Genomic DNA, 23812 nt, shown 5'->3' on the forward strand with positions numbered 1-23812 from the left:
CTCCTTATACTAACTCACAGTCCCATACGTCCACGCCGCTGTCCTGGAACACGCTGCGGATCCGCTCCCGGAGCTGCTCCTTCGTGCAGCCCTTTTTCAGAATGGCCTGCAGGAAGCCGCCTCCGCCGGCGCCGCAGATCATCCGGGCTTCTAATAGATCCTCGCAGCTTAGGAAAATCTGATCGATACAGGTATTGGTGCTGCCGCCGTCCAGACGTCTGGACAGTTCCCAGTGCCGTTCCAGAAGCTCTGCGAACCCGTCGACATTACCCTTTTCCAGTTCAAACTTCATCAGGACCGCCACCTGCTGAATCTCATAAAGCACCTGCAGGGAATTGGGATTGGAGCCGATATAGCCGCCGACCACCTCCCGGAGCAGATTCCGGGCAAGTCTGCGCTGCCCCGTATAAATCAGTACAAACCGGTCCTTCAGCTCCTGAAGCGCCTCCTCCGGAATCTGAAGATGCTGGACTTCGATATTCTGCATCAGCCCAGGCCTGGTCGTCACCAGCTTGATACCGTCGGTGAGGCCGCCCACCTGATCCTGCCAGCCGCCGCCGGTGCTCATGAGCTGCTCCATGCAGAGCACATGAGTATATAATTCATTTTCAGTCACTTTTTTCCCGATGTATTCGAAAATAGCTTTCACACAGGCACCCGCCAGGATACTGCTGGTGCCAAGACCGGAACCTCTGGGAATTCCCATAACCGCTGTGGACAGGTACAGACCGCCGCCAAGCTTACCAAGAAGCTCCTTAAGCGTTGTCTCCCGGTTCAGGGGCACGATGCCGCAGGCCAGAAGCGCAGCCTTGTGAAGGGCATAGGTATCAAAGGGATCCCGGCAGCTCTGCAATGCCTTCACATCCGTAAATTCATCGTAAGCACCTGAATCGGTACTTGCCAGCGCAATACAGGGCTTGTCTATCTTTTTCACGGTCACAATCACCGGCAGAATACCGTTCAGCTTCGCCGCCGCATTGAGCACTGTGCCGCCATGCTCGTTGCAGTAAGGCGGCGTATCGGACCAGCCGCCGCCGAAATTCACACGGATGGGCAGCTCCACCTTCACTTCATCCTTTGTGATGTGGTATGGCTCCTCCGCAGGGGTCTTGCCGATGCTGGCCTCATATAAGCTGTCGCAGAGGTAGCGGAAACACTGATTTTCCAAATCCTCGCTGACCTGACCGGTCGTCATTTTCGATAAATAATAGTAAATACGCATGCGGATACTGAAGTCCGACTGCTCCGCAATGTCACGCAGCTTCTCCACCTGGGAAGCCGTCACACCCTGCTCGCCAAAAACCGTCCTGGTTTCTTCGATGCTTTTGCGCTCCTCCAGCATCAGTAAAAATCTGGCAATTCTCACTCTTGTACCAAGCTTCGCCTGCCATGCGGTAATTTCCTTTACGTCAGCCTGCTCAAAGCTCTCCTGCAGGCTCAGACGTTTCTGGCTGCAATACCAGATAAGCGTCGCCGCGTCCGCCGTGCCATCCGCAATAGCCAGAATTCTCATGGCTGCTGCCACAGCTTCCTCGATAGTTTCACACACCGGATAAAGCTTCGCGGTCCAGAGGTAATGAGTACCTTCCGCATTTTCCCAGAGGTCTTCCGGCTGCATGCCTGCATTTACCAGAAACTCCGGCAAGGTACCGTTCAGGAAGGCTCCGCCATCCTCCAGCGTCACCTTCGGGTTATCCTGCACGCCATAGACGCGCACCACAAAGCAGCCGTCCTTCTGCTTTAATCCATGCAGTGCCGTATTTTCCGGGATCTTCTCCCCCCGCAGGGTCACCGCAGAAATCACGCAGGCTTCTCCCACCTGGCTGCCGTCGTAGATATAACTGTCTTCTATATAGGAAGATTCCGCAATCTTCGTATTTCTCTCGATATAGCTGTTGCTGCAGGCGTTGGCGTCCTCCGACTCCTCCACACCCAGAACCTGTCGCTTCCAGTCCAGGAACTCATAGTTGTCGATGTCCTCCGTCACCAGCTTCAGCAGCTCATGGGTCGTTCCAAAATGGATAAACTGAGCCGGAGACAGGCACAAAAGCTTCAGAGAATAGGGATGTAGGACCTCCCAAATCTCTTTCCTGCCGGCTAAAAGCTCCGGGCAGAATTCACCCTCCGGCTTCTCTTTTAAAAATTGCTCAAAAGTGGATCGGGACGCCAGCGGGTACAGGAAATCCCCATAAAAGCTGATGCGCGCCCGCTCGTTGACAAAGCGGTCATATTTCTCCGGAATGATTTTTCCGTTTTCGCCAATCAGGGAGAACAGGCTTTCCAGAAGATCGCAGTCCAGCATAATGGCTCCGGTATCCAGATCCACCGCATTTTGACTGTTCACCGCGCCAAGCTCCCGCAGATGCTCCACGCTCTGCTTGTGCAGGAAGTTAGCCACGTAACCGCTCTCGTCACCCAGGAATACGCCGTGATCCTTTCCCGTATCCACGTCCTCCTTGATGGAAATGGCCGCTGCTCCGTGGAATGTAAAATCAATCTGCAGCGGGTTAAATAAAAGCAGCACATCACCGGAGAGCACCAGCATGCCCTCTCTGAACCGGGACGGCATACCCGCCATTCCGATCATAAATTCGTCAAACAGGGTGGAACGCCGTCCGTCCGGCAGTTCCCTGGGTACCGGTGAAAATAATTTTCCACAGGCCGAATACTGGGGCACCCGCTTGGAATCACCGCCGGAATGAATCACCAGGATTCGTTTTCCCCTGAAAAAGTCCGCGCCCTCGCCCTGCTCGCTTAAATATTTCATCACATGGAAGGTGGCTCCGCCGCTGCCTACCCGCTTGCCGTCCGGATCGGGCAGCACCCGGTAGATGGTCTCCTTCGGCAGTCTTCCCGCTTCCAGTCTGGCGTCAATCTGCGCCTGGTAAGCGTCAGCCTGCTCCTCATTGGAGGCGGTCAGAATCACATAGTCCCAGTGAATAAAATATTTCCTGGTCAGAGATTTTTCGTATTCCTCCCAGGCGTCCTGATAGCTCTGTCGTAAAAACAGATTCTTAATTTTCTGTGGTTTCATAAGTTCTCCCTTGTGTGCATTCGGGCAGAATGCTATAATATCCGCGTTACCTATTACAATCGATATAAAAATGAAAGGCAACCGTAGCTGCTTCCGTCGCATGACCTGTCCGCAGCTACGGCAGGGTATACTATGTTAATAATACAACCTTCCGGCGGTTTATGCAATAGGATGCGCGTGATAAATTCCGCAATGAAGCTTGCGAAGCGCAGAAAGGAAAAGCTGGTCATCCTCTGGTATCTGAATCCGGAACTGAACGCCGCCTTTGAGGATCTGTTTCAGCCAATCCTTGAGCCGGATATCACACTCATCAACATCCATTCCCTGAAGGATCCCAGGAAGCTCTATTACCAGCTTTCCGCAGGCCAGCGCTTCGGCGACGACGATATCCGCAATAACAAGACGGATGACCGCCTGAACGACGACTTTTATCGGGCATTGAAAAAGCGGGTCTATATCTTCACCTGCGAGCGCTTTGATCCGACGAAGGACTATTCCCTCTTTGTGCCCACCGACACGCTTCAGAAGCGTGTGGACACATTTACCAGAGACTTTGCGCCCCGCTGTGTAGGCGTCCATATCCGCCGCACCGACAATGCGGTTTCCATGGGAAAGAGCACCACGGAACAGTTTATTGCCGAAATGGAAAAGGAGCTGACAGCGCACCCGGAGACACGGTTCTTCCTGGCCACCGACGACCAGAGCGAGGAAGAGCTGCTTCGCAGCCGGTTCCCGGGAAAAATCATCAGCAATCAATCCCGAACCATCGACCGCAATTCCGTGGCCGGCATGCACGACGCTCTTCTGGATCTCTATTGCCTGGCCGCCAGCGACAAGATTATCGGCAGCTACTGGAGCTCCTTTACGGACACAGCTGCGGATATGCATGGCATTGAAAAAATCATCGCAGGCGAGTAGCCCGCGACCTGTATCACCAGACATCTAAGGAGATTTTATGACTCGAAAATGGATTTATCCGGTGCTTCTGACCGGTCTTTTTGCACTGCTTATAGGTCTGTCACTCCCTGCAGGCTGCGTTTACGGCTCCACCACCGACTGGCTGAGCCAGCACACTGCCCTGGCGGAGACCATCCGTACCGCCATGCTGGAACAGAAGACGCTTCTGCCCACATACCTTTCTCTGGGCGGCGGCAGCAATGGCTTTCAGTTTTCTTATTACGGGTATCTCAGGCCGGACATCCTGCTCGGGTGCCTGCTGCCCGCAGTTTCTATGTACAAAATCGTCATTGCCTATGCACTGGGCGGCTATCTTTTAAGCGTCCTGCTTTTTTATCTGCTGCTCCGGCGGCATAACCTGTCCGGCTTTGACTCTTTTATGGGAAGCGTCCTCTTTCTGACTGCTTCCTGTTTTTTCCATACACACCGGCAGCTGATGTTCGTGAATTATATGCCGTTCCTGCTGCTGGCCCTGCTGGCGGTAAAAAAGAGCCCCCGGCGAATGCCGGCCCTGCTGCCGCTGTGGATGCTGCTCATCTGCCTCCACAGCTTCTACTATGCACCGGCCTGCTTCGTGGTCATCGGCTGGTACTGGGCCTGGCTGTCCGGTAAATATTTTTTCCGCCCCTGGTTCGTATCCTGCGCTCTGGGCGGCTTCATGGCCTTCGCCCTGCTTCTGCCCACCGGCCTGTCCATTCTGGAACACCGGCGCGCTTCGACCTCAGGCGACGCGGGACTGGCCACCTTTTTTGAAGATTTCCAATCCCTGCTTTACAGCTCCTACGGGCTGGGCGTGACCCTTATCGTCCTGTATCTGGTAATACTGGGCGTCGCCATCCGAAAATACCGGGCTATCAGCCTGACTTTTCTTCTGCTGTTCCTCTGGGGCGGTATTTCCTATTTATTAAACGCGACCCTTTATGCCCGGGCGAAGATTCTGATGCCCTTTCTGCCGCTTTTGCTGCTCCACTGTGCGCTGATTCTGTCGGATCTGAAAAATGGGCGGGAACGCTGGCAGCTCTGGCCGTTCCCATTGCTCTTTGCCGTCATTTTCCGCTACCTGCATAAGAGCTACTGGACGCTGGTGCTGACGGATTTCATCTTTCTGCTGGCTGTAGTGCTGCTGGCTATGGCGGTCAGCGAGGAGCGGACGGAGGCTTCCGAGGGCGTCACGCCTATGCCGGGCTCCAGGCTTCGCTACCTGCTGTCACGCTTTGCGTTCCTCTGTCTTCTGATTATGCCCTGCCTCTTTTTCCTGCGCTCGGCTTCGAAGGAAGAATTTGTCACCCAGGCCGATATGGACGCCGCCCTCGACAAACCGGCGCTGGCCCTGTATACGGACTCCCTGTACCGCTACGATTCACTGGTTCACCCGTTAGTCAATGGCAACCGGGACGCTTCCCGGGCCCGGAGTAAAAGCTCCATGTACTCGTCGGTCTACAGCAACGAATATTCTCAGGTGTACTACGACTACCTGAAAACGCCGGTGCAGATCAACAACCGACTGGCCATCCTTACCGCCAACAACCCGTTTCTGCTGAACTTCATGGGCGTCCGCTATCTGGAGACCAGCCCGTCCCATGTGCCTGCGGGCTACCGGGTGCTCTGGGAAGACGGCAAAACCGCAGTTTCGGAAAATACGTCTGTATTGCCGACAGCCTATCTGACCACCGACACCATGACCGATACCCTGTTCAACCGGATTAAAGGCTGGGAACAGGCCGAAGCCCTGACCCGTACCACTGTAATTCCGGAGTCCGAAGCTGACGCTTCCACCATTTCCGGAAAGGTTTCTACCGAAAATGCTGATGGCTGGCACACAGAAATCCGCTACTATCAACCTCTGTGGTCTTCAAAAGAGATTCCGGCCACAGTACAGCTCACCACCACGGGAGACATAAAGAACCGTTCCTACGATCTGAAGGTCAGCCGGGACAGCACCGTCACCCTGACCTTCAAGCAGCCCATAAAGGAGCAGCTCCTGCTTCTGAAATTCGATGTGGTCAACCACACCGGAAAGGCTGTCACCATCACCATCAACGGCGTGAAAAATAAGCTGTCTGCCCCCAGCGCTGCCTATCCAAACGGAAATGAAACCTTCCAGTATCAGTTCCTGGCTTCCGCCGAGAAGGAACTTACAAAATTAAAAATCAAGCTGCCCAAAGGACATTACACCCTGAGAAATATCCGGTTCGGTCTTCTGGACGCTTCGGTCTTTCAGGAAAAAAGCTGGAATTCTGTGGAATCACTGGATACAGAGAAAAACGAAATCCTCGCCTGCCGCGCTTCGACAGACGAGGATACCTGGTTCGTTACTTCCATTCCCATGCAGAAGGGAATGACGCTTTTCGTGGACGGTGAAAAGACTGATCTGGTCACCGTCAATACCGCCTTTGCGGGCGCAAGGCTGACTGCCGGAGAGCATGAGATCCGGCTGCGCTTCGATCCGCCCGGCATGAAGGCCGGGATTTGGATCAGTATGCTGGCTGGAATTGTGTGGCTTAGCCTTCTTATCTTCCAGCACTTTCATGCAAATAAAGAGCGGCACTAAGCGCTGCTCCGGAAGCTCCCTCTTCCTGCAAATCTGTCAGGATGAGCGGAGCTTTAAACATATCAGAAATAGCTTTTTGTAAAAACAGATTCTTTCTCAGCCCATTTCCGGAACCATTGATTACTCTGGCTTCCAGTCCTGTTCCCTCATGAATCACCTGATAAAGCTCATAATATTCCCGCGCGATTCCCTGAATCACACCCAATGTAAGATTTTCCGGCAGAAAATTATTCTCACTGATCCCCTCTATATGACCGCGCAATTCCGGATAGGTCCGCGTCCCCTGGAACAGCGTTGTCACCCGGAAACCATCCGCATCCGCAGCTGCTTTCCCGGCAAGCTCTGCCATCATAGCATAGCAGGAGCATTCTTCTACTCCCAAAGCCTCCGCGCAGCTGCGAAAGAATTTTTCCAGACATGCATAAGCCCTTCCCGCGCAGAGGATAGCGCCTGTCAGAATCCAGGCTCCATGCAAAAACGGTCTGGCTTCTATTCCCTCTGTTTCAAAATGCTCATGCGAAAGTACGGAAAGCTGTCCACCCGTTCCCACATTCAGCTGCCATACCTGTTCCTGCATTCCTACGGAACCGAGAAAACTGGCCTGATTATCTCCAAGGGCCACAGTCACCGGAATTCCCTGATAGCTTCCCACTGCTTCCATCCTCCCATGTATACAAAGGACTCACAGCCCGTCCTTCCCGGTCTGTATACACGATACCATGCATCTGCCCGGTCAGGCCAATGGCCTCCGTCTCCGGATATGCCGCCAGAAGCTCATCCAGCACTGCCTTAGCCTTATCTGTCAGCTTTTCCGCATCCTGAATCCGTTCCCAGTCTGCGCCCTTTAAAAAGCTTCCGTTGGCAATGGTTCTGGATGTCAAAAGCTTCTGTCCGCCATGTCCGTCTGGCTCCAGCACCACTGCACTGACGGTCGTCGTTCCGATATCAATTCCTATTACCTTCATCAGCGAAATCTCCCTTCCGCCCTGTCCTTCTATTCTATAGTCTGTCGTCTGCTACAACCTCATCCAGAAAGCTCTTGTCCTTATGTTTCTCTGTGACATAACCCAACAATACCTCAACTAATACCATCATATTCAGGCTGGAACTGTTGCCATGGATAAACACCCGGGCGCGGTCTTCAATTCCTGTAGTCAGCGCATAATCTGCCAGCTGTGCCATCGGGCATTTGATCGCATCTGTCAGTGAAACGGTAATCATTTTCTTTTTCTTTGCCAGCTACATTTCTTTATAAGTTTTCTTATCCTCCCCGGAGCGTGAGATGAAAATAGCCACATCTCCTTCACGGCCCAAAGATAGGTTCTCAAAATCTGTCTCTGAATAACCACCACCACTGCACCGCACGCCCATACGTGTTAAGCGGTACATAATATCACAGGCAATGATTTTTGCGTACCCATTGCCGATTACAAATACTGTCTCGCTGGCATCAATGGCGGACGCGCATTTTTTTAACACCTCTTTATCAATATGACGCGAAATCGTCGTGATATTGTTGGCTATCACCATTATCTTTTCCTGCGCCGAATCCTGCTTCCCACCCGGGTTCTCCAAGGACCAGTTTTTTCCCATATCATGTGAAAGCTGCAGCTTCATCTGATAGAAGCCCTCATATCCGATACGCTTACAAAATCTTACTACTGTCGCGTCCGATACCCCGCTCAGCTCCGCCGTTTCCGACACGTTGGCATCCAGAGCCTGTGCCGGATTATTCATGATAAAATCCGCCACCTTTGCTTCTGCCGCATACAGCTTTTCATAATTATTTTTTATATTTTCCCATACAGTCAGCATGCCTTCGGCATTCACGTTGCAGCTCATGGCTCCTGTCGGTTTTCTTCCCATGCTACTTCCCCTTGTCTTTACTAATATTTTCCATTATAGCATATTTTCTTGAAATCGACATATATTTTCTGCTATTCTGTCTGTTCTTACCAAAAATCATCAAAATAAATGACACTTTCATCAATCAACAGGGGGTTTTTACATGAGCGTAAAAAAACATACCGTCGCAATTATGGGCCTGGGCGTCCGCGGCAAAACACATTTAAAAGGAATTATGGAGAATTCTGACCGTTATGAAGTGGTAGGTCTCTGTGATCTTCGTGAAGAAGTTATGAAAGCCGTATCTGAACAGTGGAAGCTGGACGTACCGCTTTACACAGATGTAGAAAAAATGCTGGCTGAAACAAAGCCGGAGGTTTTTGTATTCGTTACTTATCCGAATCTCCGTCTCTCTATGATAGAACTGGCCCTGAAATATGGTATTAAAGCTGTATCCTTCGAAAAGCCCATGGCCGAAGACATGAAGGAAGCAAAAAAAATGACAGACTTGTGCGTACAAAATGGTGTAAAGGCCATTGTATGCCATCAGCAGAAATATCTGACCCAGATGCAGGAACTGAAGAAAAAGGCCGATCGCGGCGATTTCGGACAAATTAAGAAGATCTTTGCGGAGACACAGCCCTGGATGGCTCAGCTGGGAACCCACTATGTGGACTACATTATCTGGGCAAACGGCGGCTGCCGCGCAAAATCTGTTGTTGGTCACGTACACGGCCCGGCCACTCTAAAGGATAATCATCCGTCACCGGATTTCCTGATGGGCGAAATTCTCTTCGAGAATGGCGTGCGCGGATATCTGGAGTGCGGTTATTTTTCCGAACGGCACAATCCGGAAATGTACGCAGATTCCGACAACCGTCTGACTATCTGGGGAACCAACGGTTATGGCTATGCCGAAACTGATGGTTTCTGGGGCGAATGCAGCAAGGCTACCAAGGGCGAATTCGTTACCGGAAAGGAACCAGGCTGGTACCATCATCAGGAAAAACAGATCCAGACTCCGTACTACACCGAATACGCTAACTGGCTGGACGATGACTCCAAGCCTCATTCCTGCAACATCGAAACCGCCTTCCATGGATACGAAATTCTGGAGGCTATGTGCTTAAGCGCCCTGAATAACACCCGCATAGATCTTCCGCTCACTAATTTTGATTACGAGCCGGTTCTGGAACGTATGGAAAAGGAACTGCCGGAATGCGGAACTCATTTAAGAGCACTATATACAGGAGAGGAGCCAAGAGAAGAACGTGACTAAACAATGCAAAGCAAATGGACTTACAATCAGCTATGAAGAAAGCGGCGCAGGCGAGCCTCTTATTCTCCTGATGGGCCTTGGCGCACCGGGAAGCAAATGGGCTCCGCATATAGCTGCATATGAGAAACATTTTCATGTATATGCGCTGGATAACCGGGGTGCCGGTCAGTCTGATAAACCCGTTTCCTATTCCTATACCATCGAAGAAATGGCCAGGGACACCATCGGATTTATGGATGCGGTTGGTATCGAATCCGCCCATTTCAATGGCATTTCCATGGGAGGAGCTATCACCCAGTATCTGGCTGTGCATTACCCGGAACGTGTGCGCTCCATTATCCTGACCAATACCTTTCCCAGCTGCTGTGTCAGCTTCCGGCGCGCCATCGAAATTCTGCGCGAAGCCTGCGGCCAGCTGGATGGCATCACCTTTGGCCGTCTGGGACAATGGATGATCTTTGCGCAGCCATTCCAGGAAACGGACGAGTCTTATATGCTGGACTCTGAGCTGGCCGATATGGCCGCCCCCTACCCGATGCCGGGCTACGCCTATAAAGCACAGTGCAACGCCATTCTGGGCTTTGACATTTTAAAGGATCTTCCCAAGGTCAAAGCTCCTGCCCTGGTTGTCGGCGGTGACCGGGATCTCTTTGTTCCGGTTGAAGTCACCAAGGCTATGTGCGACGCCATCCCGGGCGCAAAGCTTTATATGGCCCAAAACGGCGGCCATGTGCAGCACTGGGAGCAGCTTGAAAAATACAATCAGATAACTCTGGATTTTCTGCTTGCACAGCTTCACTAATAAAAATCCCCGAACCGTTATGACAGAGACGGTTCGGGGATTTTGTGTTGTTCTTTTCTGCTACTGCGCTGCGTCCGAAAGCAGGATCCGGTCATTATCCAGTTCATGTCCCGCGCCTGCCTTGAAGCGGGTCAGCAGGTCTTCCACAGTCATATGTTTTCGCTCTTCGCCGCCCACATCCAGGACGATATTGCCATCGGCCATCATCAAGGTCCGGTTGCCCAGTTCCAGGGCCTGGCGCATGTTGTGGGTGATCATCATGCAGGTGATCTGTTCCTGCTCTACGATGTCTTTGGTCAGCTGTAGCACCTTCTCTGCCGTTGCCGGGTCCAGGGCTGCGGTATGCTCGTCAAGGAGCAGCAGCTTCGGCGTTACCAAGGTTGACATAAGTAGTGTCAGTGCCTGGCGCTGTCCGCCGGAGAGAAGACCCACCGGCTGCTTCATCCGGTCTTCCAGGCCCATATTTAACAGGGCCAGACGCTCCCGGAACAGTTCCTTATCTTTCTTCGAGATACGGGAAAAGGCCGAGGTTCCCTTGGCGCTACGCAGATACGCCAGCGCCAGATTTTCCTCGATGGTCATGCCCGGAGCCGTGCCCTTTAAGGGGTCCTGAAACAGCCGCCCGATGAAGCGGCTGCGCTTGTGCTCGGGCAGGAAGGTGATGTCCTCACCGTCCAGAATGACTGCGCCGTCATCCACGTAAAACCCGCCTGCGATGGCGTTGAACAGAGTGGATTTTCCGGCTCCGTTGGAACCGATGATGGTCACAAAATCTCCACGGTCCAGGTGCAGGGAGAGGCCGGACAGGGCGTTCTTCGCATTGACCGTCCCCGGGTTAAAGGTTTTCGATATATTCTGAAGATCCAGCATTACGCGCGGCCTCCTTTCGTCCTGTGCGCCATTTTCCGTTCATTTTTCCGCTTCTGGAAAGCAATCCAGTTTTTCATGGTCGGAAACGCGATGGCAAGCGCCACAATCACTGCCGTCACCAGCTTCAATCCCTGCACCGGCATGATCTTTGTATACAATACAATAGCGTAGATAAAGCGATAGATGATGGAACCAAGCACCGCGGCCACGGCTCCCTTTACGACGCTTCTTCGTCCCAGCACTGTCTCACCGATAATCAGACAGGCCAGACCGATCACCACGATACCGGTTCCGCCGTTGATATCGGCGGTGTTCTGATACTGACCTACCATGGCTCCGGAAAGAGCCGTCAGTGCATTGGCCACGCAAAGGCCTACGGTGATCGTGAAGGTCGGATTGACGGAAGAAGCACGCACCATGTCGATGTTATCGCCGGTGGCACGGATGGAAAGGCCAAGCCGGGTGCCCAGGAACAGCACCAGCAATACGCCAGCCAGAATAACCACTGCTCCGGCCAGCAGTGCCTCATACCACTGTCCGCCGATACCGGTCTGCTGGAACAGGGTGAAAATGGTGGCTGTCTTCAGAAGGCTCACATTGGCACTCCATTTCATAACCATCAGGTTGATGGTGTAAAGTCCCATATTGGTGACGATACCGGCCAGGATGGACGGCACGCCAAGTCTCGTCTGCAAAAATGCGGTCACAAAGCCGGCACAGACGCCTGCTGCCATGGCCGTCGGAATAGCCAGAAACGGATGTCCGGCTGCCGCCATGGTGACGGACACCGCAGTGCCCAGCACGAAGCAGCCATCGGTGGTCATATCGGCGATGTCCAGTACACGGAAGCTTAAGAACAGGGCCATGGGCACCAACGCGTACAGAAAGCCCAACTCCAGGGCTGTTTGTAAAATATGTAACACAGGAATCCCTCCAAAATAAAGATGGGCAGGACAGCCGCGTTTCTAAAAATCGCCGCTGTCCTGCTTTTTGTCTCTTCTTATTTTAAAATCTGTGATTAGTCTTCGCTAGTCTGAACCTCTACGACAGTTCCCAGGTCATTGAATACGGAGTGGTCGATGCCAAGAGTATCAGCTGTCTCTGTATTAACAGTGATGATGCCGCCCTCTGTTACATAGTAGTCTTCCAGACCGTCCATACCCTCTGTCATAGCGGTGTATGCCAGGTCAGCTGTCTGGGAACCAAGATCCGTGTAGTTCACGCCACAGGTAGCGAAAGCGCCGTTTCTTACGAAGGAGTCAGCTCCGGTGTAATGGGGGATGCCTGCCTTTGCCAGGTCCTCATAGATTGCCAGCTCTGCTGCCATGATAACATTGTCGGTCGGTGTGAAGATGGCGTCTACTTTATCAGCTACCAGCGCGGATGCTGCTGCGATAACCTCGTCGTTGGTATTGGCTGTTTGCTCGGTGTAGGAAATGCCGTTCTTATCCAGGTATGCCTTCGCGTCTGCAATCGGCTTGGTGGAGTTTGCTTCGGACAGGGAGTACAGAAGGCCTACATTCTTAATATCCGGGTTCTGGGCCAGCATCATTTCCATGATTTTGTTGGTATCCAGAGCGTCGCTGGTTCCGGTCACATAGTCAATGCCGGTCAGCTCTGCTGCCTCCGGATCGGAAATTGCTGCGAAGACAACCGGTGTCTGGGTGTCCTGGGCGCATACGGTCATAACCTGTGCTGCCAGAGTCGCAATCGGGATAATAGCGTCTACGCCGTCCGCAATGGCCTGGTCGCCAATCTGCTTCAGGGTCGTCTGGTCGTTCTGTCCGGAATAAATCTCGTAATTGATGGTCACATTATTATCTTTTGCAATCTGATCCAGCTCTGCTGCCACTGCATTTGCAATCTCATCCAAAGAAGCATGGTCAAGCTGCTTTACGATGGCTACGTTGTACTCTGCAGTATCGCCGGATGCTGCATCCGCCTCCGTCTCTGCTGCGGTGCTGTCTGCCGCGGCATCTGCGGAAGTATCGGCCTTGGATCCGCATCCTGCCATGGAAACTGTCAGTGCTGCCGCACAACCAAAAGCTACCAGTTTTTTCAGATTCATCTTCTTCATAATTTTGTTCTCCATTCTTTTTTAATTTAGATGGCAGATGTAACAGCCCGCCTTGCCGGAGCCGACTGTCTGGAGGAAAGTAATAAAAAACGCCTTTACCCCATATACATGGGACAAAAGCGTTGTATACTTCTGCGATACCACCCAAATTGACATTTCCTGCGAAATGTCCACTCGCTACACGTACCATCATACGTGCCCCGATGGATAACGGGTGGGGTCCCGTCAGCTTCTACTTGACCGTTTACTCGTTCAAAGCCGCCCTCCGAAGTCCATTCACCGACTGCCTCACGCTCCGTTTCCACCCTCCGGAACTCTCTGTAGATCCACATCTGTCCGCTACTACTCTTCTTCACAGGTTTCTCTGTTTGATGTTGTTTGTATTATATGCACGTTTTTCTGGTTTGTCAATAGTTTTCTAAAAATTTATTTTATTAGTTTAACTTATTAAAGTCTCTCCACTTGACATTCCCTCTTCGTCCGTCCTATATTCTACTGCCTCTTATACTCTCTCCCGAGATAATAATTCACCTTAAAAAACCCCAGCACCAGCCAGTAACACAGGTTATAATGCCCCGTCCGCATCAGCCACAGGTAAAGCTTGATCGACGCCGACAGCTTATCCATCGTATGCTTTTCCATGGCATCACGTACCATCACGTCCTCACAGATCCGCTTCACATTAGCGACCACATTCCGGCGCCCGGCCTTATAATTCCGATAAATCTCATTTTTCACCGCCAGCACAGCCAGTCCGAGAAAATCATTCCGAATCTGCGCCGTGAAATCATAGACGCCCTTAGCGTCGCTGATAGCCTGAAGCCGGCTGCTTAAAAGCTTCGCCTTCTCAATATAAGAACTGTCATACTGCCCCGTAATTGATTTGTTATTAATCCAGTAATGATAGGGATAAAAATTCTGCACCACGCATAGCTTCTTCGTATCCAGAAGCACCGGGAACGTAATCTGCAGATCCTCCCCCACCGCCACCTTGTCATCGCAGAACTGCACATTTGCCTGCAGAAGCGATCTCCGGAACAGCTTCGTCACCCGGGCAGGCTGCAATGTCCGTCCGAAAAAGTAGCCATCATTGATAAGCGTTGGAAATAAAGCCTCCAAGTCCGCCCGTCCATAGACTTCTTTTTTGAAATTCGAAATTTCATTTCTTTTCGGAATCTTCGGATCCTCAAAATCAAAGACCAGCCCGCAGACCGTCACATCCGCATCCTCCTGCTCGGCAAGTGTCAGCATCCGCTCATACATATCCGCGTCAATCCAGTCGTCGCTGTCCACGAAGCCCACGTACCGACCGGTCGCAAGCTCCAGTCCCGCTTTCCAGGCGGTCGTCAGGCCGCCGTTTGACTTATGATGCACCCGGATATTGGCGTGCTCCGCTGCATAAGCGTCACACATGGACCCGGAGTTGTCCGTGGAACCATCGTCCACTAAAATAATCTCCAGCTCCTTCACTGTCTGATTTAAAATACTGTCCACACAGCGCTCCAGATACTGCTCCACATTGTAGACCGGTACAATCACGCTTAATCTCTTACTGCTTTCCATTTTCATCCTTCACCTGATTCAGTAGTTTCCGATACAATCCCGGCCAGGTCAGAAACATCCGATAGCCAATCTCCGTCCGAAGCGGGAACTTCCCATACTTCTTCACACGCCGCAGACCTTCGCGAATCAATGTCCGTATTTCCTCCTGCTGCTTTTCACTGCCCGGAAGCTGATCCCGTAAGCCAAACCAGATATCGATACTTCCATCCGCCAGCGCCTGAAGTCCCGGCACCATCAGCTCTGTATAGCCTTTTTGTTCAAAGAAATCCAGCCGCTCCGCTACCGCCGTCACCCAGTCCATCCGTTTTGGATTGAACCCCCGGGTGATACTCACCGGCGTCACGAAATAGCCGTACAGGGAGCGATCCACATAAGCCGCTTTCTTCACCTTATCGTAGATACGGTAAGTGGTCGCCTCATCCTCATGGATTCTGCCCAGCGGATATCGGATATCCTCGAATAATTCTTTTCTGTAAAGCTTATTCCACGCTACCACAAAATAAGCTCCGTCCGGCACATAGAGATTCGCCAGCATCTCCCGGCCTGTATACACGCGCGTCTCCCCGGTTCCATGCTCCGGAATTGTCTCACCGCGCACATATTCCCAGCGGCAGACACTTAAGCTGCTGCCCGTATCCACACAGGCCTGATATAGTCGCTCCAGAAAATCTGCCGCAAGATAATCGTCCGAATCCACAAAAGCCAGCCACTGACCCTGCGCCATGTCAATGCCCGCATTACGTGCCCCGGACAGACCTGCATTTTCCTGGTGAATGACCTTCACCCGGCTGTCCTGTCTGGCATACTCGTCACACATGACCGGGCAATTATCCGGCGATCCGTCGTCCACCAGAATGATTTCCATATTCGTATAGGTCTGCTCCAGCACTGAATCCACGCACCGGCACAGATATTTTTCCACTTTATAAACAGGAATAATTACTGATATTAGATCATGCATCTTCTGCTTCCTTTTCTTCTTCCTCTGCCGCCCGTCTGGCCCGAACCAGCATGGCCCGCAGCTCGCACAGCTCATAGGTTAGCCGCTTCCAGCCCCGGCGCATGCAGAAATGAATCACCTGATAATCGAGAGCCCTAAGTGCCGCCACCTGCCCCGCTTCCCGCAGTTCCGCGTCCCGGCAATAGGCGTCTATGACTTCCAGCTTCTCCTTCTTCGTTTTCTCCGCATCGAAAGGAAGCCCCTCTACGTCGTCCAGCATATCCTGAATCAAACGGGCATTGATGACACCGCTCTCATCCGGATGCCCTGCCAGTTCCTGATAAAACTCGTTCGTCTCCCGCCAGATATGCTTTGCCAGCATCAGGCGATCCTCCCGCTTCTGCGACGAGAGACTCGCCCCGGTCTCATCCTGAATATAGTGGCAAAGCGGCGCTTTCACAATGGCGATTCCATCCGCCCGCCGCAGATAATCCAGATTAAACAGCAGGTCTTCCCCGAGACTTAAGGACTCGTCAAAACGTCCCGTCAGCTCCCGTTTATACAGCTTGTTCCAGGGCATATTCAGAAATCCTTCGCCGTAGAGCGCCAGAAAATTTTCCTCGCCGCTTTGTCCCGGCACCTCCGGAATCCGGACGATGTCCCGGCCCTGATAGTGATGATGAAAGCCGCAGATGGCGATATCGTCATTTCCGATGCCACCCAGAAGCTTCTCCACCATATCCTGTTCCACATAATCGTCGCTGTCCGCGAACAGCAGATAATCACCCTTCGCAGCCTCAATACCCACATTCCGGGCCGAGGACACGCCGCCATTTTCCTTATGAATCACCCGAATCCGGCTGTCCTCTTCCGCCAGCTTGTCACAGAGCTCCCCGGAACCGTCCGGCGAACCGTCGTCCACCAGGATCATCTCTGTGTCCTCTACCGTCTGCGCCAGCAGGCTTTCCACACAGCGTTTCAGCGTATCCTTACTTTTATACACAGGTACAATGATACTTACCATTTCAGTCCCTCCTCATACTGGAGCCTAATGCTTTACCAGTTTACTGCGCACCTTTTCCAGCACCATCTGCCGCTCACCTTTCCGCAGCACCACAAAAAAGTTCACAAGCAGCGCCAGGATTCCGGCCACGATGCCTACGCCAAACAGCTTGAGCCAGCCGTCGATGTTGATAAATAACTCAAAGGGCAGTACCACCAGGCAAATCAGGCCGATGGACACCAGACCCATCAGAATATCGCCGTAGAAGGTATACCATTTCACCTTCAGGCAGTGAGCCGCGTAAAGCGGCGTGAAAATCAGATTACGCAGGATTCCATAGACCATGCTGACGCCCACGATGGCATACATACCGAGATCCGTGGTCTCCAGCAACACAAAAACCGTTGCCACGGTCAGTACGCCGCTTCCCACAATGACCATGGAATTCACTTTTACCTTCTTGGTAATCAGAAATACATGGTACAGTACCTGAATGCTGGCGCTGACAAAGAGCGTACCCACATTCAGAAGAGCCAGAATATAGAGTTCTTTTGGGTCCTGTGTCTTGCCCACCCAGAGTCCGAAAAAGGTCTTACCGAATACCGTCAGGAACGCAATGGGGATACTGATAATAAATATCATAATGCGATCCGCGCTGGCGATAATCTCCAGCAGCTGTTCCTTATCTTCTTTTGCATAGGCAATCGTCATCTGCGGGTTAAAGACGCCCGCAATGGTTCCCATCAGATTCGAGATTACCTCCGGAATCTGGGTAGAGATAGAGATGGTCGTCATGGCCGCTGAGCTGACCATAATATTCGCGATAGAGGTATTCAATCCATCCAGCAGAAGCTGTCCCAGACGGGTCACCGAATTCCAGGCCCCCAGAGACACCAGTTCCCAGATCTTGCTCCAGCGGAAATCCCGAATCCGAATCTCCATATCCGGCAGCAGCCTTCTGGTAAAGGTCAGGTTCGCCACCGCCTGAATCACCGTGGAGCAGACTGACGCACAGCCCACGTAAAACAGATAGGGCTTAAAGCAAAGATAGCAGACCGACAGTACAGTCAGACGGGTCAGCTCTCCGAGAATCGTGGAAATGGAGCTGAGCTCCAGACGATCCTTACTGTAGGAAGCCACGCTGAACACGGAAGTAATGATGCTGATCAGGAAGTTCAAAAAGATAAAGAAGAACAGCATCTGGATATCCATCAGGCTGGCCGCTTCCGGAATCTGGAAAATTCTTCCTATATACATGACCACGAACAACGCCGGGAACATAAATACCACCGCCATCAGCACATTGGCGAAGAACACGGAAGAAAAATATTCCTCCGCTTCCTGCTGCTCGTTCCGGTGAATCCGGATAGTAATAAACCGGCTGGCCATGGTATTTAGGGCCGACACGATGATCTGGGCCGCCGACACGAATTTATTGGCGATATCCGTGAAACCATAGGCATTGGGAATCATCGACTCAATAATCGGCACCAAGATAAAGCCCAGAAGCATATTGACGCCAAAGGCCAGAAGCTGAGCCGTCATATTGATCGCTACTCGTTTTTTATTCATAAAGTTCCGTTTCCTTTTTTACAATATCAATACTGCCTTGATGAAATACATCACCGTCAGCAGCTGTCCTACAAGACCCGCATACATCAGGCCCCGCTCCGCAGACCGGTTCCAGGTAAGCCGTCCATTCCGGAGCACCAGCAGAAACGCCGGCATAAACGGAATGAAATACCGTCCCTGCACACCCTCAATGGAGATATGATCCCGTGGCGTCCAGGTAAGCAGCATGCCCGCCAGAATCAGCCCTGCACAGACCGCACAGACGCAGACAATCCACCATTTCTGCCCGGTCTTCACATACTGAGGTTCGTCCTTCGTCCGCATGCAGGACAGTACCAGAAGCAGCAGAAACAGCATGGGAATCACTTCCGAAATCTCGATTTCTACCCACCCCATCTTCTGTCCCACCAGAGACATCAGATAGAAAGCACTCTTGTCCGCAATGGTATTCGCCATGATACGCACCAGCTCCAGAGGCTGTGACAGGAAATACCCGAGGGTATAACCGGCTGTGGTGGAAGAACCGACTGTAGCCGTGGCCTCTGTAGTCGTTGCTATATAATTGACTGCCACGGTGTTCTTATTTACAAAAGCCAGCACCGGCAGCAGACACAGAGCCAGAATGCAGAAATTCCGCACCCGTTTTCCGCCGAAGCGCTCCGCCGGAATCAGCAGCGCCAGCAATGCGATAGGCAGATAGATACCGCTTTTTCCGTAGATCATCACAATACTCAAGATTCCCATGACCAGAATATCCACCGGCTTCACCGGTTCTTCCCGCCAGGTCAGAGAAATGCAGCAGCAGATATACAGGAAAATCACACCGTTAATCACCGCGTCATAGGAAAAGGATGTACACTGCTGCAGATTCATGGGCAAAATTGCCAGCAAAAACAGCGTTATCTTTCCAAAGGGCAGCTTTTTCATGCCGATATATGTCATCAGCGCGAAGAACAGAAGACTGCACCAGCGCGCCAGCAGATACATGGGCACTGTTCCCAGATGCAGAAGTCGCGCCAGCGTCATGCCAAGCACCGCCGGAAGATACAGAATCATCGGCGCTTCCGTGGTGGATGTAGCGTCCGCCTCCACCAACCGGTTGTCCCTTACGCCCCTGAAGAATCCGTCGTAAATGTTCTTATAATTCTCCAGGCTGGGCTCCGATGTAAATTCGATCTTCGTATCATCCATCCGCTTATAGCACTTATTCTCGCCCGCCGACTCGATACCAAGCAGCGTATTGGAATGCCGGTAGGTCATGTCGATATGATAGGACTCATCCGGCGTCATATAAGGCGTAATCAGGAAATTATACAGAATGCCAAGGCAGAGAATCGTAAACAGAAATACTTTCTCTATCTTGCACTTCCGCATAAAAGCCAGGTAATAAAAGCCTGCGCACACGGCCTCCGCAAACAGAAACATGGCAAAGAAATACTTTTTCAGGAACAGATTGAAATACGTATGGGCGTTCATGCTGAGCCGGACCGCGCTCTCCGCGCCGTTTACCAGCAGGGTATTCTCTTTGTAATAACCCTTTGGCGTCACAATCACTGACAGACCTGAATCCAGAAGCGTATCCGCAAAATGCAGCTTCACCTCGTAGGTATGTCCCTTGGTATCCGTCTGGGAGTTGTCAAAAATCAGGCCCATATACTGACCATCCAGCAATGTGGCCGCGTCGATATCCGCTGCGCAGAGCAGGCTTCCCTGATCCGCCAGATCGGTCGTCTCGCCGGAAGCTGCCGCCCCGGTCACATCATAGACCTCTGCGTGAATCAGCCCCTCTCCCGCAAAATTCTCGCCCAGATCCATCCGCACACCCAACCCCACCAACTGTTTTTCTTCGGTGGTATAATACTGAATCAGCTCCTGTGTATCCGCTGTCACGGGCAGCAGCTCCTGATTGTCCTTCATGACTACTTCCCGATGGGTGCTGTTCATGGCCTTTCGAATCTGTACGTCATACACATACAGGAACATAAGCGCCGTAATAAAAAGCAGCAGTCCCAGCCCCAGGAGCTTTTTATGTTTCTCATAGAAGGTCTTCAGCTTTCTCCCGAAAGCAGCCGCTTTTTTCCCAAGTCCGGAATCCCGCTTTTTTGTCGCTTTTTCCTGCTTCTTCCCGGACACCAGGAAAAACATGGCTCCCAGAATCGTCAACATCAGCGTCGTGATCAGCGGTTTCTTCACATAGTGCACCTGTGTCCGGTACACCGCATTAAAAATCAGATTATTCTCCAGGATCTGTCCATCCTCGTAGGATGTTCCGGCTGTCTCCGTCTCCGTATTCAGCCAGATATAGGGTCCGTTCTTTATACCCTTTCCGGTGATGACCACCTCGACAGCCTGTCCCACCGGCTCCTGTGTAAAGTCCACACCCCAGAAACCCTCGGCACCCAGATCCTGCAAATCATAGGAAGCGCTGGCCAGAAGCTCCCGGGTCTGCGCGTCATAGGCCCCGATATCAATCCGGCCATCCGTATAGACACCCTCGTCATCCGCCGTAAAATAAAAAGAAAGCTGGCTTAACGCCTGTGCATCTGGCAGGTATTCAAATCTCAGCTCTGTATCATCCGTTATCGTTTCTGTCTTCAGTTTTAACGAGGGCTTTCCGATACCCTCCAGCCCCCGGGATTCCAGTCTGTCATGGGGCATAGCAACAGACACGGCGAAATAGAGTATGCAGAATACTGCATACCCTATCGCCCATTTCTTCTTATTCTCCAAGACCACTCTCCACTGCTTCTACCATTGCAGCCAGCGCTTCTGTTTCATCTGCGCCCTCACAATGAAATTCAATCTCATCTCCTGATTTTACACATGCACCCAGTACGCTTAAAACACTCTTCGCATTGGCTGTTGTATTGCCAAAGGTGAAGGTTACCGCGGAGCGAAACTGCATGGCCGTCTTGCAGAGGATTCCTGCCGGACGAAGATGAAGACCTGTCGGATTTGTGATAGTTACTTTTTGACTTACCATAGATGTCAACCTCCCGTTCTTTTACTCTGTTGCCGAGTCATTTTTACTCTCCCCCGCACTGTCTCCGCTGCTATTGTCACCAGCGGTGTTATCCGGGGTACTGTTTCCCGTTGTATTGTCATTTCCGGCGTCCGAGACATTCTCCTTTTTGCTGTCTGTGCTGCCGTTTGTACTGCTGCTGTCTCCTGTAGTCTTATTGTCGTCAGCTGCTGTTCTCTTTACCAGTTTATACTGGATTTCCACATCCTGCATCAGGCTGTAGCCACCGTCCGGAAGGGTTACGTTCAGGGTTTCTGTATAATTCCCCGCTCTGGTGTGTCCCACATCCAGCGTCACTGCAATCGCCTCTGTATCCAGAGCTGCCAGTTCGCTGCTGGTTCCCATTACCACCAGTTCAATACTGCTGGTGTCGCCGAAGTCCACTTCCATTCCTGCCGGCACATTCTGTACACCGATGCGGGATACCGGGATGGTCACAGTCTTACCCTGCTTCTTCTCAATTTCCACGCTGACCGCGATCAAAGCGTCTGTCTCGTCCGCCAGTCGAATGCCATCGGGCAGATACTGGGTAATGTCGATGGTCTGCTGCTGATTCTCGGAAACACCGTCGATATTGATCGCCTCATCCGGAATCAAAATCGCTGTAATCTTACTGATTGCGTCAGAAGCTCCGGCAATCATCACTGTCTCCGGTTTATAGGAGATGGAGCTGAAGCTGTAGCCCTCTTCCGGTGTGCCCGTATGGCCTACAGACAGCGGAACTGTCTTGGTCCGCAGCATGGTGATGGCCACATCCATACCGTCGTTCTTTCCGGTATATTCCAAATAAGTGGTATCTACGGCTTCGCCGTCGCTGTTCAGCACATTCAGCTTGCCGTGAATGGTCCGGTCTGAGTTGACGCCGGTGGTCTTGATCTCTACCTCCACGCGCTTGATCTTGGCGATCACGGAAGCCGGGCCGCTGATCTGAATCAGGCTCTGCTCCGGAAGCGCGGTTCCGATCATGTAACCGTCGGCCACCTTGCCGTTCTGCTTCACCACTACGTTAAACTGCTCCGAGGATGCGTCCTCTACGCTGATAACTACGTTTTCCCGGCTCAGGTTGATGTCGGCGCTGCGGATGTTTTTATTGCTGCAGGTCACCTCGATACCTACCAGATCGTTGTATTTGATATTTTTCTGCATATCCGCCGTCGCGGTAAAGTCCGTGATATCCAACTCACGCAGAACGGATTTCTTGCCCCACACACGGATACTGATGACGTCGCTGCCGTCCTCTATCTTGTAAACCTTACCCTGATCCGTTACCACGTTCTCATTGAGCATCGTGACCTGAATCGGAGAGAAATCCCTGTATGTATAGGGATCGTCAATATTCATGACAATCAGCCAGAGCATAATGGCTCCGATCACGGAAAGGAGCTTCAGTCCCAGGTTATTTGTCAGCATTTTTTTCATGCTTCTTCACCCGTCCTTTCCATAATCTGAATCTGCCATTGTCCTGCGCCTTATCCTGGGCTGCCACAAGCTGCGCCCGGAGGTCATCCTGATTCAAATTGCGCTTAATGTCACCCTCCATGGCCACAGACACAGCTCCGGTCTCTTCCGATACCACGATGGTCAGGGAATCCGTCACCTCACTGATTCCCACAGCTGCTCTATGACGGGTTCCCAGCTCCTTACTCAGAAACAGGTTATCCGACAGCGGCAGATAACAAGTGGCTGACACAATCCGGTCACCCCTGATGATGACCGCGCCGTCATGCAGCGGCGTATTTTTTTCGAAAATATTGATCAGAAGCTGACTGGTAATCACGGAATCCAGCGTAATGCCGGTACGCTCATACTCGTTCAGCGGCGTCTTCTTCTCAATGACTATCAGCGCTCCGGTCTTGACCTTGGCCATCTCAAAGACCGCCTTTATAAGCTCATTAACGGTCTTGTCGCTGAACCTGGCTTCCGACTCCTTCGCGCTGTCAAAGCTGAATACCGAACTGATGATATTCTGCCGTCCCAGCTGCTCCAGCGCTTTACGAAGCTCCGGCTGAAATACAATAACCAGCGCGGTAATTCCCAGGCTGAAGATATTCTTGCCCAGCCATAGAATCGTGTTCAGGCGGAAGGCCCAGGCCACAAAAATGAATACCAGCAGAACCGCAAAGCCCTTCAGAAGCACCCATGCGCGGGTCTTCTTGATCCACACCATGATTTCATAGAGCAGGAAAGACAGGATAATAATATCCAGTAGATCATTCCAGTGGATGGTGTTGAACGCCACATATTGATTGATATAGTTCCACACAGAACCCTGCACTTTTTCACATCCTCTCTGCCGC

The 23812-nt window shown here is 51.9% G+C and carries 20 protein-coding genes and 1 other annotated feature; of the genes, 4 read left to right on the top strand and 16 right to left on the bottom strand.

Annotation, left to right across the window (positions count from 1 at the left end; translation table 11 throughout):
• Positions 1–4: 4 nt before the first annotated feature.
• The gene (locus tag ACTRC3_RS01780; protein ID WP_440321078.1) at positions 5–3034 is read right to left on the bottom strand and encodes a fucose pyrophosphorylase domain-containing protein; all 3030 of its coding nucleotides are present in this window, start codon (positions 3032–3034) and stop codon (positions 5–7) included.
• Positions 3035–3211: 177 nt separating this feature from the next.
• Here ACTRC3_RS01780 and ACTRC3_RS01785 point away from each other — a divergent pair, with 177 nt between their 5' ends.
• Positions 3212–3952, top strand: coding sequence for a hypothetical protein (locus ACTRC3_RS01785; protein WP_349163777.1), 741 nt, complete (start codon positions 3212–3214; stop codon positions 3950–3952).
• Positions 3953–3989: 37 nt separating this feature from the next.
• Positions 3990–6542, top strand: coding sequence for a YfhO family protein (locus ACTRC3_RS01790; RefSeq protein WP_440321080.1), 2553 nt, complete (start codon positions 3990–3992; stop codon positions 6540–6542).
• Here ACTRC3_RS01790 and ACTRC3_RS01795 read toward each other — a convergent pair.
• Genes ACTRC3_RS01795 through ACTRC3_RS01810 form a run of 4 tightly spaced genes read right to left on the bottom strand, consistent with a single transcriptional unit; the run spans position 6502 to position 8408 of the window.
• A complete protein-coding gene (locus tag ACTRC3_RS01795; protein ID WP_440321082.1) occupies positions 6502–7194 on the bottom strand; it encodes an FGGY-family carbohydrate kinase in 693 nt (230 codons plus the stop codon). The genes ACTRC3_RS01790 and ACTRC3_RS01795 overlap by 41 nt on opposite strands.
• The gene (locus ACTRC3_RS01800; protein ID WP_440321083.1) at positions 7148–7507 is read right to left on the bottom strand and encodes an FGGY family carbohydrate kinase; all 360 of its coding nucleotides are present in this window, start codon (positions 7505–7507) and stop codon (positions 7148–7150) included. Before ACTRC3_RS01800 ends, ACTRC3_RS01795 begins: the two co-directional genes overlap by 47 nt.
• A gap of 34 nt (positions 7508–7541) precedes the next feature.
• Positions 7542–7763 (bottom strand): hypothetical protein, encoded by a 222-nt coding sequence (locus ACTRC3_RS01805; protein WP_440321085.1) that lies wholly within the window; start codon positions 7761–7763, stop codon positions 7542–7544.
• Positions 7764–7781: 18 nt separating this feature from the next.
• A complete protein-coding gene (locus ACTRC3_RS01810) occupies positions 7782–8408 on the bottom strand; it encodes a MurR/RpiR family transcriptional regulator (protein WP_440321087.1) in 627 nt (208 codons plus the stop codon).
• Positions 8409–8550: 142 nt separating this feature from the next.
• On the opposite strand from ACTRC3_RS01810, the gene ACTRC3_RS01815 reads away from it, so the two are divergent.
• Both ACTRC3_RS01815 and ACTRC3_RS01820 read left to right on the top strand, forming a co-directional pair.
• The gene (locus tag ACTRC3_RS01815) at positions 8551–9666 is read left to right on the top strand and encodes a Gfo/Idh/MocA family protein (RefSeq protein ID WP_440321089.1); all 1116 of its coding nucleotides are present in this window, start codon (positions 8551–8553) and stop codon (positions 9664–9666) included.
• The gene (locus ACTRC3_RS01820) at positions 9659–10468 is read left to right on the top strand and encodes an alpha/beta fold hydrolase (protein WP_440321091.1); all 810 of its coding nucleotides are present in this window, start codon (positions 9659–9661) and stop codon (positions 10466–10468) included. Before ACTRC3_RS01815 ends, ACTRC3_RS01820 begins: the two co-directional genes overlap by 8 nt.
• A gap of 60 nt (positions 10469–10528) precedes the next feature.
• Here the strand turns inward: ACTRC3_RS01820 and ACTRC3_RS01825 are convergent, their stop codons facing one another.
• From ACTRC3_RS01825 to cdaA, 11 genes are all read right to left on the bottom strand, one after another.
• The gene (locus tag ACTRC3_RS01825; RefSeq protein ID WP_440321093.1) at positions 10529–11338 is read right to left on the bottom strand and encodes an ABC transporter ATP-binding protein; all 810 of its coding nucleotides are present in this window, start codon (positions 11336–11338) and stop codon (positions 10529–10531) included.
• Complete coding sequence (locus ACTRC3_RS01830; RefSeq protein WP_440321094.1) at positions 11338–12261, bottom strand: ABC transporter permease; 924 nt, start codon at positions 12259–12261, stop codon at positions 11338–11340. Before ACTRC3_RS01830 ends, ACTRC3_RS01825 begins: the two co-directional genes overlap by 1 nt.
• Positions 12262–12356: 95 nt before the next feature.
• Positions 12357–13415, bottom strand: coding sequence for an ABC transporter substrate-binding protein (locus ACTRC3_RS01835; protein WP_440321096.1), 1059 nt, complete (start codon positions 13413–13415; stop codon positions 12357–12359).
• 106 nt (positions 13416–13521) lie between these two features.
• Positions 13522–13780 (bottom strand) — a binding site (T-box leader).
• A 127-nt stretch (positions 13781–13907) separates the two neighbouring features.
• Entirely contained in the window at positions 13908–14978 is a 1071-nt protein-coding gene (locus ACTRC3_RS01840) for a glycosyltransferase (protein ID WP_440321098.1), read from the bottom strand.
• Complete coding sequence (locus ACTRC3_RS01845) at positions 14965–15939, bottom strand: glycosyltransferase family 2 protein (protein ID WP_440321100.1); 975 nt, start codon at positions 15937–15939, stop codon at positions 14965–14967. Before ACTRC3_RS01845 ends, ACTRC3_RS01840 begins: the two co-directional genes overlap by 14 nt.
• Positions 15932–16942 carry a glycosyltransferase family 2 protein gene (locus tag ACTRC3_RS01850; RefSeq protein ID WP_440321101.1) on the bottom strand — a complete coding sequence of 337 codons (1011 nt, stop codon included), beginning with the start codon at positions 16940–16942 and terminating at the stop codon, positions 15932–15934. Before ACTRC3_RS01850 ends, ACTRC3_RS01845 begins: the two co-directional genes overlap by 8 nt.
• Positions 16943–16966: 24 nt before the next feature.
• Positions 16967–18493 (bottom strand): lipopolysaccharide biosynthesis protein, encoded by a 1527-nt coding sequence (locus tag ACTRC3_RS01855; protein WP_440321103.1) that lies wholly within the window; start codon positions 18491–18493, stop codon positions 16967–16969.
• 18 nt (positions 18494–18511) lie between these two features.
• Entirely contained in the window at positions 18512–21223 is a 2712-nt protein-coding gene (locus ACTRC3_RS01860; RefSeq protein ID WP_440321104.1) for a DUF2142 domain-containing protein, read from the bottom strand.
• Positions 21213–21476, bottom strand: coding sequence for an HPr family phosphocarrier protein (locus ACTRC3_RS01865; RefSeq protein ID WP_178038740.1), 264 nt, complete (start codon positions 21474–21476; stop codon positions 21213–21215). The genes ACTRC3_RS01860 and ACTRC3_RS01865 overlap by 11 nt, the downstream gene beginning before the upstream one ends.
• 21 nt (positions 21477–21497) lie before the next feature.
• Positions 21498–22934, bottom strand: coding sequence for a CdaR family protein (locus tag ACTRC3_RS01870; RefSeq protein WP_440321106.1), 1437 nt, complete (start codon positions 22932–22934; stop codon positions 21498–21500).
• Positions 22912–23790 carry a diadenylate cyclase CdaA gene (cdaA, locus tag ACTRC3_RS01875; protein ID WP_178038738.1) on the bottom strand — a complete coding sequence of 293 codons (879 nt, stop codon included), beginning with the start codon at positions 23788–23790 and terminating at the stop codon, positions 22912–22914. Before cdaA ends, ACTRC3_RS01870 begins: the two co-directional genes overlap by 23 nt.
• Positions 23791–23812 lie beyond the last annotated feature (22 nt).

The sequence above is a fragment of the Laedolimicola sp. genome, assembly GCF_051972735.1.
GTDB classification, from domain to species: Bacteria; Bacillota; Clostridia; order Lachnospirales; family Lachnospiraceae; genus Laedolimicola; species Laedolimicola intestinihominis.

Bases quoted from the DNA above. Each gene is read 5' to 3' on its own strand.
- ACTRC3_RS01780 (WP_440321078.1), bottom strand. From the start codon at position 3,034: ATGAAACCACAGAAAATTAAGAATCTGTTTTTACGACAGAGCTATCAG.
- ACTRC3_RS01790 (WP_440321080.1), top strand. From the start codon at position 3,990: ATGACTCGAAAATGGATTTATCCGGTGCTTCTGACCGGTCTTTTTGCA.
- ACTRC3_RS01800 (WP_440321083.1), bottom strand. From the start codon at position 7,507: ATGAAGGTAATAGGAATTGATATCGGAACGACGACCGTCAGTGCAGTG.
- ACTRC3_RS01805 (WP_440321085.1), bottom strand. From the start codon at position 7,763: ATGATTACCGTTTCACTGACAGATGCGATCAAATGCCCGATGGCACAG.
- ACTRC3_RS01810 (WP_440321087.1), bottom strand. From the start codon at position 8,408: ATGGGAAGAAAACCGACAGGAGCCATGAGCTGCAACGTGAATGCCGAA.
- ACTRC3_RS01815 (WP_440321089.1), top strand. From the start codon at position 8,551: ATGAGCGTAAAAAAACATACCGTCGCAATTATGGGCCTGGGCGTCCGC.
- ACTRC3_RS01825 (WP_440321093.1), bottom strand. From the start codon at position 11,338: ATGCTGGATCTTCAGAATATATCGAAAACCTTTAACCCGGGGACGGTC.
- ACTRC3_RS01835 (WP_440321096.1), bottom strand. From the start codon at position 13,415: ATGAAGAAGATGAATCTGAAAAAACTGGTAGCTTTTGGTTGTGCGGCA.
- ACTRC3_RS01840 (WP_440321098.1), bottom strand. From the start codon at position 14,978: ATGGAAAGCAGTAAGAGATTAAGCGTGATTGTACCGGTCTACAATGTG.
- ACTRC3_RS01845 (WP_440321100.1), bottom strand. From the start codon at position 15,939: ATGCATGATCTAATATCAGTAATTATTCCTGTTTATAAAGTGGAAAAA.
- ACTRC3_RS01850 (WP_440321101.1), bottom strand. From the start codon at position 16,942: ATGGTAAGTATCATTGTACCTGTGTATAAAAGTAAGGATACGCTGAAA.
- ACTRC3_RS01855 (WP_440321103.1), bottom strand. From the start codon at position 18,493: ATGAATAAAAAACGAGTAGCGATCAATATGACGGCTCAGCTTCTGGCC.
- ACTRC3_RS01865 (WP_178038740.1), bottom strand. From the start codon at position 21,476: ATGGTAAGTCAAAAAGTAACTATCACAAATCCGACAGGTCTTCATCTT.
- ACTRC3_RS01870 (WP_440321106.1), bottom strand. From the start codon at position 22,934: ATGAAAAAAATGCTGACAAATAACCTGGGACTGAAGCTCCTTTCCGTG.